General features: G+C 50.6%; 13 protein-coding genes. 9 read left to right on the forward strand and 4 right to left on the reverse strand.

Annotation, left to right across the window (positions count from 1 at the left end; translation table 11 throughout):
• The first annotated feature begins 178 nt into the window (after positions 1-178).
• Positions 179-775, forward strand: a complete 597-nt coding sequence (locus tag DYU11_RS29500; protein WP_119671340.1) for a YceI family protein — start codon at positions 179-181, stop codon at positions 773-775.
• Between the two features lie 91 nt (positions 776-866).
• On the opposite strand, the gene DYU11_RS29505 is transcribed toward DYU11_RS29500, so the two are convergent.
• Positions 867-2,393, reverse strand: a complete 1,527-nt coding sequence (locus DYU11_RS29505; protein ID WP_119671341.1) for a PKD domain-containing protein — start codon at positions 2,391-2,393, stop codon at positions 867-869.
• Between the two features lie 265 nt (positions 2,394-2,658).
• Here DYU11_RS29505 and DYU11_RS29510 point away from each other — a divergent pair, with 265 nt between their 5' ends.
• Entirely contained in the window at positions 2,659-3,420 is a 762-nt protein-coding gene (locus tag DYU11_RS29510) for a M48 family metallopeptidase (RefSeq protein ID WP_119671342.1), read from the forward strand.
• An 81-nt stretch (positions 3,421-3,501) separates the two neighbouring features.
• Here DYU11_RS29510 and DYU11_RS29515 read toward each other — a convergent pair whose 3' ends face one another.
• Both DYU11_RS29515 and DYU11_RS33390 read right to left on the reverse strand, forming a co-directional pair.
• Complete coding sequence (locus DYU11_RS29515) at positions 3,502-3,705, reverse strand: hypothetical protein (protein ID WP_119671343.1); 204 nt, start codon at positions 3,703-3,705, stop codon at positions 3,502-3,504.
• A 74-nt stretch (positions 3,706-3,779) separates the two neighbouring features.
• On the reverse strand, positions 3,780-3,935 hold the full coding sequence (locus DYU11_RS33390) for a hypothetical protein (protein WP_158600391.1): 156 nt from the start codon (positions 3,933-3,935) through the stop codon (positions 3,780-3,782).
• A gap of 309 nt (positions 3,936-4,244) precedes the next feature.
• Here DYU11_RS33390 and DYU11_RS29525 point away from each other — a divergent pair, with 309 nt between their 5' ends.
• From DYU11_RS29525 to DYU11_RS29545, 5 genes are all read left to right on the forward strand, one after another.
• On the forward strand, positions 4,245-6,230 hold the full coding sequence (locus DYU11_RS29525) for a hybrid sensor histidine kinase/response regulator transcription factor (RefSeq protein WP_119671345.1): 1,986 nt from the start codon (positions 4,245-4,247) through the stop codon (positions 6,228-6,230).
• A gap of 161 nt (positions 6,231-6,391) precedes the next feature.
• Positions 6,392-7,441, forward strand: a complete 1,050-nt coding sequence (locus tag DYU11_RS29530; RefSeq protein WP_147368073.1) for a DUF6089 family protein — start codon at positions 6,392-6,394, stop codon at positions 7,439-7,441.
• Positions 7,442-7,458: 17 nt separating this feature from the next.
• Positions 7,459-8,862, forward strand: coding sequence for an SIR2 family protein (locus DYU11_RS29535; RefSeq protein WP_119671347.1), 1,404 nt, complete (start codon positions 7,459-7,461; stop codon positions 8,860-8,862).
• A 1-nt stretch (position 8,863) separates the two neighbouring features.
• The gene (locus tag DYU11_RS29540) at positions 8,864-10,810 is read left to right on the forward strand and encodes an nSTAND1 domain-containing NTPase (protein ID WP_119671348.1); all 1,947 of its coding nucleotides are present in this window, start codon (positions 8,864-8,866) and stop codon (positions 10,808-10,810) included.
• A gap of 2 nt (positions 10,811-10,812) precedes the next feature.
• Positions 10,813-12,273: a hypothetical protein gene (locus DYU11_RS29545; RefSeq protein ID WP_119671349.1), complete on the forward strand. Its 1,461-nt coding sequence runs from the start codon at positions 10,813-10,815 to the stop codon at positions 12,271-12,273.
• A gap of 2 nt (positions 12,274-12,275) precedes the next feature.
• On the opposite strand, the gene DYU11_RS29550 is transcribed toward DYU11_RS29545, so the two are convergent.
• The gene (locus DYU11_RS29550) at positions 12,276-13,463 is read right to left on the reverse strand and encodes a CHAT domain-containing protein (RefSeq protein ID WP_119671350.1); all 1,188 of its coding nucleotides are present in this window, start codon (positions 13,461-13,463) and stop codon (positions 12,276-12,278) included.
• Positions 13,464-13,666: 203 nt separating this feature from the next.
• Between DYU11_RS29550 and DYU11_RS29555 the strand changes: the two genes are divergently transcribed.
• Together DYU11_RS29555 and DYU11_RS29560 are read left to right on the forward strand one after the other, a co-directional pair.
• Positions 13,667-14,278 (forward strand): glycoside hydrolase family 19 protein, encoded by a 612-nt coding sequence (locus DYU11_RS29555; RefSeq protein WP_119671351.1) that lies wholly within the window; start codon positions 13,667-13,669, stop codon positions 14,276-14,278.
• A 44-nt stretch (positions 14,279-14,322) separates the two neighbouring features.
• The gene (locus DYU11_RS29560) at positions 14,323-15,168 is read left to right on the forward strand and encodes a gasdermin (RefSeq protein ID WP_119671352.1); all 846 of its coding nucleotides are present in this window, start codon (positions 14,323-14,325) and stop codon (positions 15,166-15,168) included.
• Positions 15,169-15,205: the final 37 nt, after the last annotated feature.

Consider the following 15,205-nt stretch of genomic DNA (forward strand, 5'->3'; position numbering starts at 1 on the left):
TACCAATACATTAGTAGGTAATTGAGCGGGGGCGGTTCGTCGGTTGAAACGCTCCATCTGCCGATGTTTCTGGTCTATCCCGTCTATTGCATAGGTATTTCTGCTTGGCTTTCGGGCTGAATTCGCGTAGTTTTAACTAGAAACTAAACCGGATTTATCCAGAAAACCCCAGACCCTTATGAAAACAGGACTCCTTTCTGTTGCCGCCTTGCTGACGATATCAGCGGCCAACGCGCAAACCTGGATGGTTGACAAATCGCACGCTAAAGTGGGCTTTACCGTGACGCACCTGATGCTGTCGGAGGTAGACGGGAACTTCAAAACCTACGATGCCAAGATTACGGCCGGCAAGCCCGATCTGTCTGATGCGGTGGTGGAACTAACGGTCGATGCCAATAGCGTCGACACCGACAACGAACGCCGGGACAACGACCTGCGGGGCGACCGGTTTTTCAACGTAGCGCAGTACCCCACGATCACGTTCAAGAGTACGTCGTTTCAGAAAGTAGAGGGTAAAAAATACAAACTGAACGGCAACCTGACCATGCACGGCGTTACGAAGCCCGTGACGCTGGATGCCGTACTGACCGGGCCGGTTACGATGGATAGCCCGCGGGGCAAGCAGGAGAAAGCCGGTCTGAAAGTGACGGGCACCATCAAGCGCTCCGATTTCAGTCTGGGTACCATCCCGGTAGCGGTTGTGAGCGATGAGGTAGAACTAAAGGCGGCCGGAGAGTTTGCCAAGCAGGACGCGTCCATGGCTGAAAAGAAATAACGCTTTGCTTCCATCCACACCATACAGTCAGAAAGGCGCCAGTGATGACGCCTTTCTGGGTATGTAGCCTTAGCTGTCTGAATCAGTGCGTTTATTTTTCAATCTGGATGTTTGCCTGAGCGTTGGATTCGAACGTATTGACCGTCGATGCGTCGCTGTTCAGAACGGAGTTGTAGCTCACGAAAATACCGTGACCGGCGCTGCCGCTGATTTTTGTGTTTTTGATCGTCATCGTGGCCTTAGCACCGTACAGGGCGATGTTCGTTTTCTTGCCCGATACGATGGCATTGCTGCCGCCGTAGCTAACCTCGGCATTTTCGATGACGTTCTGCGGACTGGTTGTGTAGCAGATCAGTCCGCGCCAGTAGCCGGGGGTGCGGGTAGCGCCCGTGATGGTGATTTTCTGCGTTGGGGTGCCCTTTGCCGACAGGTAGGCGTCGTCGCTGATGCGGATGGCAACGTCGCGGCCCATCTCAATCGTTACGCCGGGGTTCAGTTTCCAGCCGTTGCTGACCGTCAGATCGGCCGTGATGCGATACGCTGAGTTGTCGGTGAAGTTCGTCCAGACGATCTCGTCCACGTTGCCTTTCCGAATGGCTGATCCGAATATCTCTACGACGTTGCGCCCGTTACCCCCGGTGAACGACGAGGCCGCGTCCAGCCTGGCTACGTTGGCCGCATCCATCAGCATACCGGCTTCGGTATTGTTGCGGAACGTATTGACCGCAAACTCGCGGAGAATGGCGCCGTCCTGTACGTACAGACCGTAGCCGTCGTTGTCGGAGAATAGGCTGTTTTTCAGGGCAATCTGTGCCTTGTTGCCCCCGAACATAGCCATACTGGCTTTTACGCCACTCAGCATCACGCGGCTACCGGCGTGCAGTACGTCGACGTGCTCGAATACGTTGGCGTTGCTGCCCGAGTAAACCATGATACCGACCCAGTAGCCTTTGGTTTTTTCAACCCCAACGAAACGAATTTTCTTGCCGGCTTCCCCTTTCGCCATGATCACCCCGCCGTCATTAATATCAAAGCGGGTGTCCCGTTCAAACGCTACAACTACGCCCGGATTGATCGTCAGTTCCGACGTCAGCACGATGCTCTTCGTAACAATGTAGTCGGGCAGATCCGGATTCGCCACGCGGTCGTTCAGGACCGTTTTGACCGTAATGTTTGAGGTCAGCGCCAGTGGCTGCGCCACCGAAGCGGCTATCAGAACCTTGTCGGTACTGCGGCCGTTGGCGTTCGAAACGGTCAGCTCCAGCTCATATTCACCCGTTTCGTCGGGGGTAAACGTTGGCTTGGCCGTAGCCGGGCTGCTCAGCGATACCGTACTTTTAGCCGGTTTGCGGGTAATGGCCCACTGAAACGAAAGCGGAGCCGCTTTGCTGTCGGTCGATGCGCTGCCGTCGAGTGTAACAACCTGACCCACTTGTACGTTTTGATCAGGGCCGGCCACCGCCGTCAGCGTGTTGGTAGGAGTTGGTTCGACATCGGGGTCTTTCTTACAGCCCGTTACGAGGAACGTCGCGGAAAGAAGAAAAACAAAAAGCTGTTTGGTTAAGGCCAGGGACCGTTGGCCGCGCTGGACCGGAGAAGAGGAAGAAGTTAGTTGCATGAGCCGTATTTGTTGTGTGTTAGCTACGCCAAAATTGGGCGTAACTCACGCGCCGGCCCAGTATAACCCCTTTGAAGTGGTCAAAAACCTGAATGAATTGACATACGAGTAAGACGAAGCGGTGAAGCTGCCGGATGGCCCAGTCAGAGTTCGGTCGGGCTACTGGCTCGATTCGCCAAACCGATTAAACGTTTGCCTGGTTAGCGAATCAAAGACATACATTCGCGTAGGAGTGGATGTACATGTTTAACAGAAGACTCGACCTATGAAACGCATAGCAATCATATTCTTCCTGCTGACGTCGGTACCGATGGTATCGTCGGCGCAGATCGATCCCAGTCTCCTGCAGGCTGGGCTGGACGCCCTGAATTCGGCTACACTGACCAATGCGCAGGTGGCGGCTTACTCGCGGCAGGCGGTGCAGCAAATGGATGCGCAGAATCCGGTGGCTGGCCCCAGCGACCCCTACACGCTCCGGCTGAATCGCATTGTACAGCGGCATCGTACCGTTGCCGGGCTACCCATCAACTACAAGGTTTATAAAGTCGGGCAGGTAAACGCGTTTGCCACCGCCGACGGTAGTGTGCGGGTGTTTAAGGGCCTGATGGACATCATGACCGACAGCGAGATTCTGGCCATTATCGGGCACGAGATTGGCCACGTGGTGAACAAAGACTCCCACGATGCGATGAAAAGTGCGCTCCGGCGCTCGGCCGTCCGGAATCTGGCGGCTTCCAATTCCGGAGTAATTGGTCGGTTGTCGCGGTCGCAGATCGGGGGCGTTGCGGATTATCTGCTGGGGGCCTCGTTCAGCCGTCGGCAGGAGACCGAGGCCGATGATTACAGCTATACCTTCCTGCGAAAAAATGGGTACAACGTGCTGGCCCTGGCTACGTCGTTTGAGAAACTGGCAAAACAGGGCGGGGGCGGTGGCCGGCTGACGCAGTTCGTGTCCACCCACCCCGACAGCAAGGCCCGCGCCGACCGGATTCGGGCCCGGGCCCGCAAAGATGGGCTGATCCGGTAAAACCGCTTAGTCCGAATTACTTTGACGCCCCCGTATACCGTCTGACGTATCGTCAGAACGGTAATACGGGGGCGTCGTTCATTACGGCCTCTCCAGCGCAATTTCCACCGGAACGTTCAGCTTCGAGGAGTCAATCTCAATAATGCCGTAGTTTGGTGGAGCAATGTGTACCGGAATTGGGTCAACCAGCGGTGGAACATCAGGTTGTTCGCTGCAACTGGTCAGGGTTACCAGAAAGCCGATTGTCAAAGCGGCAAAAGAAAGGTGGTGTGGATAGCGTTTCATGATGTGCGGATAGTAAAAGGTTGATACTGAATTAGTCGTCCAATTTTCAGATCTGGCAAACAGCCAGGTTATGGCTAAAACGTTTTTTCGTCGCGGATTGCCGGGCATTCGGTATAGCGGGCTTTAGCACTGGTCGAGTCAGCGTATGTAGCCGCCAGGCGGGGTAGTGCCAGCCGACCTTTGCTTAGCTGAGGCTTAACTTCGATGGTCTCGGTGCAGCCGGTGACCATATGGGAACCGGCCAGCAGAACCACAAAGAGCAGGAGGTGTCGATACGTTTTAATGGCCTTTGAGTGGATGTGTGTTTGACTGCGTTTGTATGGTTCAAAGGTCGGGTGCAGCCGGCAAAACGACTTTCGGATTCAGGACAGCTATGTTCGGACTTGAGACAGGCTGATAAAAATCGACCGACGAACACAAAGAGGCCAGGTTGCAGAGCCAGAGCCCCTCAAAGGACCAGCCACCGCTTACTAAAAATACAAATCAGGATGTAACGATTATTGTACCTTTTACGACAGTACACTCGCCCTGCCTTTCCTATGATTACGATCCTGGTCGTTGACGACGAGCTAGATCTGGAGCCGTTGATGCTGAAGTGGTTTCGGCGCAGGATTCAGCAGTCGCACTACGCATTTCGGTTTGCCTATTCCGGCCGCGAAGCCCTGGCGCTGTTGCAGAGCGATCCCAGTATCGACCTGGTGCTGCTGGATATCAACATGCCCGAAATGGATGGGATGACCCTGCTCAACGAACTGCCCACGGTGAACCCGCTGCTGCGGGCGGTGATGGTATCGGCTTACGGGGATATGAACAACATCCGAATGGCCATGAACCGGGGGGCGTTCGATTTCGTCTGCAAGCCCATTGATTTCAGGGATCTGGACGTTACAATCGAGAAAACGGCGGAACACATCCGGCAACTTCACGAATCGCGTCAGCTCAAAGTGATCGACGAACTGAAAACCCGCTTCTTCGACAACATCACCCACGAGTTCCGCACCCCGCTGACGCTGATCCTGTCGCCGGTTGAAAAACTGCTGCAGCGCCATAGCGAGCCACCCGACCTGCACAATGGCCTGCTGATGGTCGAACGAAATGCGTATCAGCTGCTTCAGCTAATCAACCAGTTGCTCGATCTGGCCAAACTGGAATCCGGTCACCTGACTCTTTCGCCAATGGCGGGTAACCTGAGCGACTTTATCAGCCAGATTGTCCGTCGGTTCGAGCCGCTGGCGCAGGAAAAAAAGCTGGCCCTGAGCTATGAGAGCGATTTGGCGGAGATTGTGGTCTTTGATGCCGAGAAAGTGGAGCAGATCGTGTATAATCTGCTGGCTAATGCCCTGAAGTTCACGAACGCGGGGGGCGTTACCGTCCGGCTGACTGGTGGACCGCCGGTGCAGCTGACCGTAACCGATACGGGCATCGGGATTGTTGCCGAAAAGCTGCCGTTCATCTTCAACCGGTTTTATCAGGTACAGCGGCAGGCCACCAATGGGGCAGCCCTTAGCTTTACAAACCCGGGCACGGGCATCGGACTAGCCCTGGTAAAGGAATTGACTGAGCTGATGGGCGGCACGGTTTCGGTTCGTAGCGTATCAACCCGTGATTCGACCGGGAAGCCACCGGGTACTACGTTTACCATCACTTTGCCACTGGAACGGGTGGGCAGCAAGGAGTCCGTTCAGCTTAACCCGCAGCCCGCCCTGCGGGTCGCTTCGGTGGTGCCTCTGCTGGCGTCTGCCACACAGACTACCAATGGGCACACGAGCGACTCCGCCGAAAAACCGCTCGTGCTGGTCGTGGAGGATAATACCGAACTGGCGGCCTTCGTAGCGGGCGAACTGACCAGCCAGTACCGGGTTCTAACCGCCTTCGACGGCGACGAAGGCTGGCAACTGGCCCAGACCGAACTCCCTGATGTGGTGCTGACGGATGTTATGATGCCGGGTCTCGACGGCTACGAACTGACGCACCGGCTGAAGACCGACCCGGCCACCGACCACATTGCGGTGGTGATGCTGACGGCCAAAACCGCCCAGACAAGCCGCATTGAGGGTTTGCAGCAGGGCGCCGACGACTACGTCAGTAAGCCATTTCACGTCGACGAACTGCGGCTGCGGATTCACAACCTGCTGGTTCGGCAGCAGACCCTGCGGGCGCACTACCACACCCTGTTCAGTCGACCCGAAACCCCGCTGGCTCCCGAAGCACTCGACCCGTTTTTGCAGAAACTGCACACGATTATCGAAGAACACCTCGACGACAGTACGTTCCGGGTGGATGAATTAGCCCACGAAATAGGCATGAGTCGCCGGACGCTGCACCGCAAGCTAACGGCCGTGGCCAATCTGACCATCAACGACTTTGTCCGTCAGTATCGCCTGAAGCGAGGGGCAATGATGCTGCACGAAGGACGTAACGTGTCTGAAACGGCGTATCTGGTGGGCTACGAAAGCCCGGCTCACTCCAGTACGGTGTTCAAGGAGTTTTTCGGAAAAACGCCCTCGGAGTACATGGTCAGTTAAGTCTGTCCCAAACTCAAAGAAAGTTGGCCGAAAATCCAAAGTAAGTTTTGGCCGATGTGCTGAATTTGGGCGGGTTGGCAGGTGGTTGCTTTGAACGGTTTAGTACACCCGACGATAAAGCCATATCCGTGGTTTGACAATATCTATCCTTCCTCTTTATTATGAAACGTGCCACACTCTCAATTTTGCTGATGCTGACGCTGATCAAGGCTATGGCCCAGACTGAACCAAGCGGTCTTCAGCGGTATGAGGTAGGGGGAGCACTGGGGCGAAATCAATATTTCGGCGATATGCATTGCAGCAGCCCGTATGTGTCGTCCGGGCTGAACATGAGCATCAACGCCATGGTCCGGCGACAACTAAACCCGTTTATCAGCCTGCGGGGTAATCTTGTTTTCGGTGCACTTTCGGGCAAGGATGTAGACAACCCGGCTGGACGCTGGGACTACCGCCAGATGAATTTTTCGACACCATTGATTGAATTATCGGCTTTGCTGGAGATGTACCCACTAAAAAAGCCGGTTCCTACAGGGTCAATTTTAAGACGATTTGCCCCCTATGCCTTCATTGGACTAGGCCAGGTGTATACAAACCCGGCACTAAGTGGAGCGGCTGATCGAACATCGCCCGAAACCCTGGAGAAAATAGCCCTTGATGCTGAGCTTAAAAAACGGCTCGCCCCTGTTGTGCCTGTAGGGGTCGGGATTGCGTATGCAATCAAGCAGAAATTAGCTGCTCATGTCGAAGTCGGTTACCGATTTACAACGTCCGACTATCTGGATGGATTCAGGGAGGCTGGCTATGGGTATTCACAGTACAAAGACAGCTACCTCATTGCCAGCGTAGGGATAACGTATCGACTGGGAAAAACAAAACCTAACACAGGTGCAATGAAGACTATTGAAATAACGCCTGATGCCGACGGCGATGGCATTGTTGACCCCGACGATAACTGCCCCGATGAATTTGGTGACCCGGCTACATGCGGCTGCCCCGATGATGATGGCGACGGTGTGCCGAATGCCTGCGACTGCTGCCCCAATGAACCCGGCGAACGGGCGTACCACGGTTGTAGTAAGGCACATAACATTGAATACAACCACATTCGGGTTCCAGTCCAGATGCGTTATTGCCCACTTTGCCCTCCTGACCAACCGAACGCCAGCCGCACCCGGAAGGAGAAGAAAACGACATTAATCATATCACGCTAATCTAACCCACCTACCGTATGAATCTCACCAATACAAGTTTATTAAACCTTAATGATCAGCAGCGTAGATCACTGATTGATTCAATCCGCTGTGGGGAGTGTATACTAGTGCTGGGTCCGTACGCAAATCTGGTTGAGGATGGCCTTGCTCAGCGAGTTCGATTGGCTAATCATCTGGTGAAAGCACTGCCAACGGAACCACCCGTTGACTCACATGAGCAGGATAGTTTCAGTAGTGTGGTTTGCCGACTTTTACTGGACCGAAACTACAAGCGTGGTGATATTCAGAAAGAAATAACTACGTTTTATCGGCAACAAAGGGGCAGGATTTTACCTAATAGCCCTTATGATTTAATTCTAAAGTTAGGTTTTCGGACTATTTTCACAACCGACCCGGATTGTCGGCTTATGAAAGCGTTTGATGACCGAAACCGAAATCCATTGGGCCTATTTTTCACACAGGTTCCTCAGCCTGACATCATTCCTCAACTCAATCCCTCCGATGGTCTTACCGAAGAAACGCCGGTAATCTTAAACTTATTTGGATCCACTGATCGCCCAGATTCTCTTGCGATTGGTCCTGAAGAAGAACTGGCTCAATTATATGCGCTTACTTCCGGTGAAATTGGCAACAAAATAAACCTACGAATTGCTCCTCGGCTTGCAAACTGCCGGTGGTATTTGTTTGTGGGCTACAATTTCAATTCGTGGTCACTGGGGTCCATATTTTACTTTTTCAGTAAGCTAACGGAAAAGATTCGGGATGCCCGCGTGTTCGGGCTGCATAGTAAGCCTCAGGCGCAGCTAACCGACACAACTGTTGTCTATTATAAAAATCTGTTTCCTGTTGAGGGTAATAAGGATGATGTTCGGATTGTGAATTCGGATGCACAAACGTTCTTCACCGAGCTCAATGAACTGGCTGAGCAGTTTCCTCCGCCCCCGCCCCCAAGTAGTCGTGTGGCATTTATAGTATACCATCCTAAGGACCGTGACATCCTTGAGACCTTCAGGCAATCGATAGAAACTAAATGTCAAGAATATGATTTGACCGTGAAGTACAGCCAACCCGTTACGTCGTTCGATCGTCCTTTGTCGGATGATCAGATTCACCAGCATGTTTTGAAGGAAGAGATCGTCCTATACCTGATTTCTACCAACTGGGAGATCGACTTTCAATATGAAGATTTTCTGGATCTAGCTCAGCAGCGGAATATGGATGCAGGCGTAAAAGGTGTTCTGTTAGATAATTACAATCTGTTTGGCGCTAATCGGCAGCGGAAACCGGCCTTTGTTGATGGTTCTATTAAATTGCTAAACAAACAGCGGCCATTTAATTCCCAGACTGACTGTGATAGCCTGATTCAGGAGGTGGATGCTTTTCTGGAAGACATGGAAGACATCGTAAGCACGACCATCTGATATGCGACGCTATCCAGGAATTACGCCGTTTAAGGTTCAGGATGCTCCCGTTTTTAAGGGGCGGGCTACCGAAACGCAGGAGGTTACCAACTTGATTCTGACCCAGAAAACGTTGGTGCTGTTTGCTAAATCGGGAATGGGTAAAACGTCATTGTTAAATGCGGGCGTTGTACCAGCGTTAAAGCGGTACGGATTTTACTCCATTCCCATTCGGTTTAACCAGTTTGCTTCCGGTGGGGGCGATGCAGAACAAACAGGACCCATGGCCCGGTTCATAAGCCAGTACCAGCAGGCTTATGATGCATTCAACCGGACACGCTCCCGTGCCGAAGCCTTCGCACCTCAGGCAACGCTTCGCGAAGTAGTTAGCAATAACCCGTTCATATTGCGCAGACAGCCACTGATTCCACTGCTTGTTTTCGATCAATTTGAGGAGTTTTTTCGTACGTATCCCCAACGAGATCAGCGAGTTGCATTTCTGCAACAACTCGCTGAGTTACTCTCTGATACGATGCAGCACGCCAATGGCTTTTCCGGCGAGCAAGTATTGGATCATGTAGAGAGTAAGCCTGTGAACGTACGAGTCGTGTTCTCCATCCGTTCAGATATGCTTAACCTGATGCAGGAAGTGAGTGATTTTCTGCCGTTTGTACTGCAAACGCGTTATGAATTGCTGCCCATGTTACGAAAGCAGGCTGAACAAGCCATACGAGAGCCGGGACTTGTAGCCGACGGACCATACGAAACAGGGCCTATTACGTTTCCTGATGCGTGCGTAAATGATATTCTGACGGGTGTACAGGATGCGTATTCTGGCGAAATTGAAAGTTTTCAACTCCAGTTGGTGTGTAGCTACCTGGAAGATAAATACATTGCTGAGGCTGGTGGACCCATTCCGTCGAAGGCCATCACCGTAAAACAGACCGACTATGGTGGCCTTACAGGCCTTCAAAACATAAACGAAGCGTACTTCTCAAATACAATTAACGCGATTAACGAGCAGCCAAGAACTGTGATCATGAGCCAGCTTGTTACGTTGCTTAACGATAATGGGAATCGTATCTTAAAAGAGGATAGCGAGTTGGATTTAATGTCTTCTGTAAAGGATAGACTGGTAGATCATCGGATTCTGAAACGTGACAAGATACAGGGTAATACGTATTATGAGATAAGCCACGACAAGATTGCACTGGGCGTAAAGAAAGAAAAAGAAAAGTTTGAAGCCGATCAAAAGCTTGCTCAAGAACGTAGTGAAAGAAACAGGAAAATCAGAAACGCAATTATAGGCTTAGGGATATTAACGCTAGTGCTTTCGTCATTTTTTACTATTGAGATAAACAGCACTAATAAAGAACTTGAAAGAAAGAGCGATTCACTAATCTTGGCCCAAGACTCACTTCAAAAGACGGTTGGGTTTTTACAGGATACCCGAGATTCTTTAAAAGCCAAGTCTGATACGCTGGAAAAGTATAATAATAAATTAAAGCAGGCCAGGCTCAAGAAAGCATGGAGCGATTTTGAAAATGCTAAAACGCTCATGAAGGCAAGATTATTTATGGAAGCGAAGAGAACTTTAGATAGCGTAGATGCAGGTACAAATAATGCGAATTTATCCAGTTACCATCGGCTCAGAAAGTTAACAGATCAGGCACGCAAGATTTGCGAACAGATGATTCCTGTTCAGAAATTGATGGAGAAGGGAGCCTGCCTGGAAGGAATGTATTATCTGCGTTGCGCTAATGAGGCTTATGTAATGGCTAACGGTAAACAGAAAAAATTAAAAGGGCGTTTTAAAGCATACTATTTCTCAGAGAAACAATTAGCTACGCGCCTTCTGCTTACTGATCAGACTACCAGAAGCTACGCTTATTCAGGACTTAATCGAGCTGATTCGCCCATTAAAGACATCAACGTAATCGAGCAGTCGAAACCCTGTAACTGTAAATAGCTATGAAAGCGACTCTTTTCTGCTTACAAGTAGTGTTTGGCATGGCTCCGTTGTTCGGATGGTGTCAGCACAAGCTCATGGGCTCGTTCCAGTCAGATTTTATTGTCCCTAATGGCAAAGAGTCTAACTACCCTAATCTCAATTATAAAAATCGAAATTTATCCTCAAAGGCAAAAAATTATAACTACTTAGATTCATCGAAAGTTGAGGATCGACTTATTCTAAGTATCGGTAATTTTTTTCGGTCAAAAGTTGCTGGAAATGACCTGCTGGATAAATACGATCCCGAAGCAACAGCTATACGAAAGGCCTTACACGAGTTATTAACCGGATATTCAAAATATAAACTGTTGAAAGGCGATTCCACTAATTATATTAAAAAAAGCACTGTGTTTCAAGATGCTACGTACGTAGCTGAGCGGCCGGAACCAAAACCGAAAATTAACTTGTCGTTGAATAAAGGTGCCGGTCAGAATGATCTGCTCACCATACATGAAGTGGGAAAACCGGGATATACCATCAAATTCAGGGGGGACTGTGCATCATCGGTGGATACTTGTCTGACACATTTATTGGCAAAGAATGATAAGTTCATTGCTATTGCGACCCGTGGTCAGCTTCAAGTAAGAAAAAAAGAATCGGGTTGTCTAATTGGAAAAATGGGGACTAATCATAGACCTCTAACGTATGCGTTTTCTGATCGTACATCAATGTTGCATGCCATTCATCAGTCGAATCCAGTTGAACTGTTTCTAATTGATACTGTCGGTAGGCTTACTACTATGAGCCTGCCCGAAAGCCTTATGAGGTCGAATTACCGCATCGATCAAATTTTGCCAGACCACAATCTGTTGGTGACACGACGTATTTTGAACGGGCAGGCAACAGAGATAGTGATCTTTAATTTAAACGAGACACAAATAGAACGGCAGCAACTTCTCATCAAAACCTTACCTTATGTCGTTAGTCAATGCCGATTGGAGCCTTCCCGTTCAGACCAGTGGCTATTGGCCGCATACCATCCTGACCAACAGGGTTATCACTTATTCCGTCACCAACTCGACACGTTAATAAGCCTAACGGAGTCACTTGTTAAAGAATACGAGTTTGATGCAACTCAGGCCCGAATTCTCGCTTTACAGAATGATGGTACATTGATTGCTTTTGATCTGGATAATCCTCAAAAGCTGATTCTTAATGTTAAGAACGCTCGTTTTTTCGACTGGCGCAAACAGGATAATCTGATTGTGTACTGGAAGCAGATCAAGGAAAAAGAATGGGCATTGCACGCGCAAAACATAAACAGTCGGCTGACAAAGCCTAAAAACGGGTTTATCTATGAAACCGATCTTCGGCCTGACGTTCCTCGGATTAGACTGGAAGGAGATACAGTGCGTTTTGTAGATCGTTTTAATAATACTGATAATTCGGTCAGTATCGCGCGTATACGAATCGATCAATAGCGTTACCGTTTTTGCCGCATCAGTCGCATCCATTGGTTGTATAGCTCATTACTGAATTCATCCAGCATGTTGGCAGTAACCGGCTCACCAGAAAGGGGGAATGAATTAAAGGACCCTGCGGCTGAATCTTGCCAATTACACTCGACAGTGGGTAATACAATGGGTGGAGAGCTTAGTTGCCCTGTGTCGAAACGAGCCTTGGTTAGGCTGATCACCTGTTCCAGCAAAGGGTTTGTGAGAAAAGCGTCGTTGACTAACAGAAATACAAAGTCGGCCAGATTTAGATTGTCAGTTAGTTGTGATGTTCGCTGAGTTGCATCGGTTCGTGAATCGTCCTGCCAGATAGAATCCATTTTTCCATAGAGCCGAAAAGCCACTTGAATCTGGTGAACGAGGGTTTGCGCTACTTCTTTATCCGCTATCGTATAGGATAGAAAAAACGAGAACGGACGTCCGGCTGCTGATTTGGGTGTTACCCTGTATAGGGCATTAAGTTCGGTGGATTTACTAAGAACAGGAGCTTTAGGTGGAATTAGCGTCCAGTTTCGCTGCTCGTCGGTGAGGTCGTCGCGCTTGTGCAGCTGCCACGGAAAATCGGCTGACTTCCGCATTGATCCTCCCCGGTGATCATCTGCTAACTGGCCCAGAGGCTGATCAGGATGGTTCTTGAAATAACGTTTTGTAGCTTCAAAGGCGTCTTCTACGGTGGTTGATTGATTAATGTCACCAAGGATTTCATAGAATTTCTTGGCAACCAGTACGGCGGTTTTGTCGCTGATTGCTTTACTGGTACCAACCACGTAGGGAATACCGGCTTGTAGTAAAGCCCGGGCGGTAGTATCCGAACAGCAGCTATTAAGAAAAACGAAGCGCAGTGGTTTGGGTAAGCGTTTAAATAGAGCACTCAGATCATCGTTGGCTAGTTGCATCGTGCCACCGGGCCCCTGCATTAATAAACCTTCTTCCGACGAATGGCCAATGTAATGAAGCATGGTGATAGCTTGACCAGAAGATGTACCGAACAGGTCCCAGAGGGACGGGTAGTCGAGGCTGTTCAGTTCGGATAAGTCAACCAGTTCACCAGCATCATATAAGATCGCTCCTCGAATTTCGCGCCGTTCACGATCGAGTTGTTTTAAAAAATCAGGAGTTAGATTAGCTGTTGTGATGAGTAGTTTTTCGCTTGCCATATAGATGTCAAATAGTACATGCTAAACATAAGTCTAGATTCGATTGCTAAAGCCAATAACTCTGTAAATCTAATTCAACAGTACTTTGGCCAATTTTCGAAGGTTTTTGGCCGGTTTCCATACGTCTGATCCTGCCAAAGACGCTACGTTTGTTACACGCAAATCGCGGGAAGTCAACCGATTCACCATAATCCACAACAGCCATGTTCCAGTTCAACGAAAATAAACTGATCGACACGTATCAAAGTCGGTTTGGACGCCTGCATCTGCCAATGGTCCAGGCGCTGGGTTTCCTGAAAGTGCAGGTAGAGAACGATGTCCGTTTCTCCGGGTCGGTGAAAGATCGGCAGCAACTGGCCTACTGCCTGGCCACGTTCAAATGGGAAACCGCCCACACCATGCTGCCCATCGATGAGTTCGGTTCGGATGATTACTTTAACCGGCGCTACGGGCCACACACCAGGGTAGGCCGGATGTTGGGCAACACGCAGGTAGGCGACGGCGCTCGGTTTCACGGTCGTGGCTACGTGCAGCTAACGGGCTGGGCTAACTACCAGAGGGCTAGTCAGCGATTTAAGGTCGATCTGATTACATCGCCCGATCTGGCCAAAGAGCCTAAGCTGGCTTATGAAATTGCTGTTAATGGTATGCGGGAGGGCTGGTTTACCGGTCGTAAACTCGATCAGTTCATTAAAGAAGGCGTTCCACCCGAATACGAAAAGGCCCGGTCAATCATCAACGGTACCGATAAAGCCCAGACCATTGCCGATATCGCCCGCCGGTACGATGAAGTCCTCACGGCGGCTTTACGTTAGTTTGATTGCTTATCATTGTCGTACACCACAACCCTCCCTTTACCATGAGTTTTCAAATCCGCCTGTGTCGAAACGACACCACGACGTACCTGCGCGATACCTTCAAGGCAACTCCGCTGCTGGTACCCGAAGCCCGGGTTAAACCCCTGATGGTAGTTGCCCGACGTAATGCCGACATTCAGTTTCGGGGCGAGCTACGCTTCCTGCTCGACGATCCGGACTGGGCGTTCGGCCTGCGCGACGAAGCTGTTTCGTCCGCTAGCCTGGACAAAACCCGTAAGGTCGATGCAGGACTGGGCCTCCAGATTTTGCGGGGATTTCTGAAAGGCCTGAACGCGGGTCATGCACCGGTGGAGGCATCGCTGAGTGGCGTAAAAACGCTGTCCTTATCTTTTCACAACGTACGTCGTCACTTCGCCGATCTCAACGAACTGGGGCTGGCCCTGGCCGGTCGGCGGCTGAACCTGAACCACCCGTCGCTGGGCCTGTTTCGGGGCGACGACCCGTACCAGATGCTGCTCGTGTCCGATGCCATCGTCAGCAGCGAGTTTTCCATCAACAAAGAGTCGGGTGGAGAAGGCAGCCTGGAAGCCGGTGTGCCGGCCCTGCACGATTACCTCGCCAAGGCTCAAACCAATCTCAGACGCGTATCAAACACAAAGTCGTCTATTACGTTTGAGGGTGATCAACCGCTGACGTTTGCGTTTTCGTGTGTGCGCTTGGAGACCGACCCAGCTACGGGGGCTTTGCAGATTCTGGAAGCGGTCACGCTGCGGGGCGATGGACCGCAGGAATCGCAGCCGCGCATACTGCTCGACAATGACCTGAACGAACCAGGGCTGCTGGTATTCGACGACGAGCCGGCTACCACAGAGAAATCTGACAAATGAACTTTTAGTCCTTGATAATCAGTGGTATTATCAATAG

Source organism: Fibrisoma montanum (genome assembly GCF_003583365.1).
In the GTDB taxonomy this organism is placed as follows: domain Bacteria; phylum Bacteroidota; class Bacteroidia; order Cytophagales; family Spirosomataceae; genus Fibrisoma; species Fibrisoma montanum.